This window comes from Brooklawnia sp., assembly GCF_032229645.1.
GTDB lineage: Bacteria > Actinomycetota > Actinomycetes > Propionibacteriales > Propionibacteriaceae > Brooklawnia.
In genome coordinates this window covers 1-4,245 of sequence record NZ_JAVTWX010000142.1, presented here as the reverse complement: position 1 = coordinate 4,245, position 4,245 = coordinate 1, and the positions used below count along the sequence as shown (strand labels likewise).

Here is a 4,245-nt window from a genome sequence, read left to right as displayed (position 1 = left end):
TCCGGCGTGGTCAGCATGTTGTTTTGGCAGAACGCGCTCAACGGCGCGTTCGGCACGGTCAACAAGACGCTGCAGGCGATGGGCTTCATCGACAGCGCGATCCCTTGGCTGTCCGACCCGTGGCTGGCCAAGTTCATGGTGGTCACGATCAACCTGTGGGCCGGCTTCCCCTATTTCATGCTGCTGATCACCGGCACGATGACCGCGATCAGCAAGGACATCCTCGAGGCCGCCGAGGTCGACGGGGCGTCCAAGATCGCCCGATTCCGCCACATCACTCTGCCGTTGGTGATGTACCAGACGGCACCGCTGATGATCCTGTCGTTCGCCGCCAATCTGAACAACTTCGGCGCGATCTTCTTCCTGACCGGCGGCAACCCGAAGGTGGCCGACACCACCACGACCGGCGCCGGCGGCACCGACATCATGGTCACCTGGATCTACAAGCTGACGATCAACCTGCTGCAATACAACGCAGCTTCGGTGCTGGCGATCATGATCTTCGTCGTCCTGGCCCCGTTCGCGATCTTCCAGTTCCAGCGGACGAAGTCCTACAAGGAAGGCGACCTGTGATGGAATCCGTCATCCGTAAGGTCAACAGCGTCGTCATCGCGTCGATCTTCACAGTGGTCGCGCTGGCAGTCCTCTGGCCGGCGGTACACATCGTCAGCGCCGCTTTCACCCCCGGCCAGAGCATCGCGAACCTCCCGGTGATCCCCTTCTCCAACGGGGTCACCACCGAGCACTTCGAGTATCTGTTCACCCAGACCGACTACCCGCGGTGGTTCCTCAACACCCTGATCGTGGCCACCAGCACCTGCCTGGGCACGGTCGTGTTCGCCTCCCTCGGGGCGTATGTGTTCTCCCGGTTCCGCTTCACCTTCAAGCGTCCCCTGCTGATGGCGATGCTGATCCTGCAGGTCTTCCCGTCCTTCGTCGGAATGGTGGCGATCTACGTCCTGCTCTACCGGATGGGCGGCCTGGACACCCTGTGGGGACTGGTGCTGTTCTATCTGGCCGGCAACATGCCGTACACGACCTGGCTGGTGAAGAGCTATCTGGACGAGATTCCGCGCAGCCTCGATGAAGCGGCCCGCCTCGACGGCGCCAGCAACTGGCGGATCTACTCGCAGATCATTCTCCCGGTGGCCCGGCCGATCCTGACCTTCCTGGCGGTGACCAGCTTCACCGCGCCCTGGATGGACTTCGTCCTACCGAAGCTGATCCTGCGCAGTCCCGACAAGCAGACGCTCGCGCTCGGCCTGTTCAGCTTCGTCACCGACAAGAACAACTTCTTCACCAACTTCGCGGCCGGGGCGCTGATCGTGGCGGTACCTTTCGTGGTGTTCTTCATCGCCACCCAGAAGTCGCTGATCGCCTCTTTGGCCAGCGGTGCGGTCAAGGAATGAGCCGTCGCTGGCGGCGGGCCGAATCATGAGCCAGTTCGGCGCGGAGGGAACCAGGAATGACGGGCGGCCAAGGCGCCGTCCGACCATCGACGACGTAGCGGCGGTGGCGCAGGTCTCCCGCGGAACGGTCTCGCGCTACCTGAACGGCGGCCGTTGGGTCAGCCGGGAGGCATCCGTCGCGGTCGAGGGGGCAATCCGGAGCACTGGCTACCGGGTGAATGCGCACGCTCGCGGCCTGGCGACAGCGCGGACGGGATCGGTCGCCTTCCTGCTGAACGAGAGCACCACCCGGTTGTTCGGCGACCCCAACTTCCCCAGCTTGATCTCCGGCGTCGCCGAGGCGCTTTCCCGACAGGGCCAAACCCTGGTTCTTCTGTTGGCTAACCAGCCGGCGGACGAGAAGCGGACCGAGGAGTTCCTGCTGGGCGGCCACGTGGACGGTGCGCTGCTCGTCTCCTGGCACGGCAACTCATCGGGCATGCTGCGCAACCTGCACCGTGCCGGGTTCCCGGTGGTCGCCTGCGGGATCCCGCTCGGGATGGAGAGCGAGATCAGCTGGGTCGAAGCCGACGACTACGGCGGCGCTCGATCGATGGTGAGCTACCTGCGCTCGTCCGGACGGTCCCGGATCGCGCACATCACCGGGCCACAAGACACCTCCGGAGGGGTGCGACGGTTGCAGGGTTACCGCGACGAGCTGGGCTCCGGGTTCGAGCATTCGCTGGTCGCAAACGGCGACTATTCGGCGGCCAGCGGAGCAGCGGCGATGCGGGAGCTGCTCGCCCGGCGGGTCGAGTTCGACGCTGTCTTCGCGGCCAATGACGAAATGGCAGTCGCCGCCATCGCCGAGCTCAAGGAAGCGGGCCGGAGCGTCCCGGGCGACGTCGCCGTGGGTGGTTTCGACGACAGCGCGGTCGCGCTCACTTCCGACCCGCAGCTGACCACGATGCGCCAGCCGTTCGGCCAGATCAGCGCCGAGATGGTGCGGCTGCTGCGCGGCCGAATCGACGGCGGCCCCCGCTCGACGCTCTCCATCGACGTGGAGTTGGTGAGACGAGGATCGGCCTGAACGAGGGCGTCGCGAGTGCGATTGGGCATCCTCGGCGATGCCCTGGTCGAGAAGCTCGAGCGTGTCTGCGGTGTTGCTGACATCGACCTTCAGCCTCACGCTCGCCGTCCGCGGCGGGATCTCCTCACACGCATCCTTGTTGCGATATCCCCACACCTGCCAATGTGGGCGAATCGCCACATGCAGGTCGGGATGCCCACGCTCGCCGCACGCAAGGTCCAGGATGTCGCTGCCGTGATTCGGGCCGTCCGCGAGGACGCCGGGCTGAGCCTTGAGGTGTTCCTGCACGACCGCCTGGTCGGCACCATCACCCCCGACCGGAGTGTCACAAGGCTGCGCACATCCGATTCACATCCCGCTCCTTCACAGGATGAAGCCGCGGACAGCGTCGCGACCGACGATGCCGCCGCCGTCGCCGAGTGGCTGGGAGTCTGACGCCGGGCGCACGATGCGGCGCAGAATGGCGTCATGGCTCATCAGCTTGACCGGGACGGCTTGCGCGCCGCTGTCTACCGAGCAGACACCGATGCGCTGGAGGTCGCGCTGAATGGAGGCGCGTGGCCAGAGGACGCGCTGCAACTGGTGGGCGATGCGGTACGGGAGGTCGCTCGTCAGCGTCCTGACGAGATCCGGCCATCCGCCCGCCGCTGCGTCGCCGCCCTGCGGGACCGCGACTGGGAGGGCGACGCCGAGCTCGCGACCCAGATCGAAGCCACGCTCGGGTGGGGACCCACGCCGCTGCTGAAGAACCTCCCGGTCGACCTGGAAGAGCTGGCGGGAGTGCTGGAGGGTGATCCGTTGACCGGTGGCGGACGGATCGACCTCCACACCGGCGAGGTCTGGCCGCAGGCTGCGATCGAGTACGCCGAGGAAGTCGGGGAGGAAGACCCAGACGCCGAAGACGAGGAGCGCTGGCTACACGTCTTCTGCGAGGGCTCTCGCGCCGGGTACCGCGACATGGAGATCTTCATCGACAACCTCGAGGACGACCGCCTCGCTGATCGCCTCGCGCGAGCGATCCAGGGACACGGAGCGTTCCGCCGGTTCAAGGACGTCCTGGCCGACTCCCCCGACCTCCTGGACCGCTGGTACGGCTTCAGCGATGAGCGCCACCGAGGAAGGGCCCGAGCCTGGCTCGCCGGTGAGGGCTATGCCCCAACGCTCCCGAAGCCTCTGCCAGCCTCCTGAGGTTCCGCGAGCGCAAGGCCGAGAGTGGTCAGGGCGGCCCGGACAGATCGTGATCGAGCACATCGTGCCCAAGCGTGAACTGCTCGCCAAGATCGTCGAAGAGACGGAAATGCTGGCTGAGCAGCCGGAGTTCGACGGGCGCACCTCTGTCGGCTTCCTGCTGGCCGGTGGAGAACCGGAACTGGTGGCTGGTTTGCTGGAGAGCCTCGCCCTGTGGTGAAGGTGAGCACGAAAGTGCCGCGGACGCCGCCGGCACTGTTGGGGATGCGCCCCAGCGACGTGCGGCAGGTTGTTGCGTCCCAGACCTTGTGGCGGGTCCACCGAACAACGGGCTCCCATGTCGTGGCCTGGAACCAGTTCAGGATGGACGGACCGGTAGCGGGCATGCGTTGGGAACCGCACCCACTCCCGCCCGGCCAGCACACGATCGGGGTCATGGACACGGCGTTGACCCCTGCCACGGCCCTCGCCGAAGTGGGCCAGGCGCATCGCACGGTGGACACGCTCAGCGGCCACCCCTACCTGACGAGCTGGTCACCTACCCGCACCCTGGAACTACTGGACCTCACCGGAACCTGG

The 4,245-nt window shown here is 66.2% G+C and carries 6 protein-coding genes; all 6 read left to right on the top strand.

Annotated elements, in window-relative coordinates; genetic code table 11:
* A partial coding sequence (locus AAFP05_RS11875; protein WP_341730082.1) for a sugar ABC transporter permease occupies nt 1-573 on the top strand: 573 nt, incomplete at its 5' end.
* Nucleotides 573-1,409 carry a sugar ABC transporter permease gene (locus AAFP05_RS11870; protein ID WP_341730081.1) on the top strand — a complete coding sequence of 279 codons (837 nt, stop codon included), beginning with the start codon at nt 573-575 and terminating at the stop codon, nt 1,407-1,409. The genes AAFP05_RS11875 and AAFP05_RS11870, both read left to right, overlap by 1 nt.
* Nucleotides 1,410-1,434: 25 nt before the next feature.
* Nucleotides 1,435-2,478: a LacI family DNA-binding transcriptional regulator gene (locus AAFP05_RS11865; RefSeq protein WP_341730080.1), complete on the top strand. Its 1,044-nt coding sequence runs from the start codon at nt 1,435-1,437 to the stop codon at nt 2,476-2,478.
* A 180-nt stretch (nt 2,479-2,658) separates the two neighbouring features.
* The gene (locus tag AAFP05_RS11860) at nt 2,659-2,913 is read left to right on the top strand and encodes a hypothetical protein (protein ID WP_341730079.1); all 255 of its coding nucleotides are present in this window, start codon (nt 2,659-2,661) and stop codon (nt 2,911-2,913) included.
* Nucleotides 2,914-2,946: 33 nt separating this feature from the next.
* Nucleotides 2,947-3,666 (top strand): UPF0158 family protein, encoded by a 720-nt coding sequence (locus AAFP05_RS11855; RefSeq protein WP_341730078.1) that lies wholly within the window; start codon nt 2,947-2,949, stop codon nt 3,664-3,666.
* Nucleotides 3,667-3,715: 49 nt separating this feature from the next.
* Nucleotides 3,716-3,886: a hypothetical protein gene (locus AAFP05_RS11850; protein ID WP_341730077.1), complete on the top strand. Its 171-nt coding sequence runs from the start codon at nt 3,716-3,718 to the stop codon at nt 3,884-3,886.
* Nucleotides 3,887-4,245: the final 359 nt, after the last annotated feature.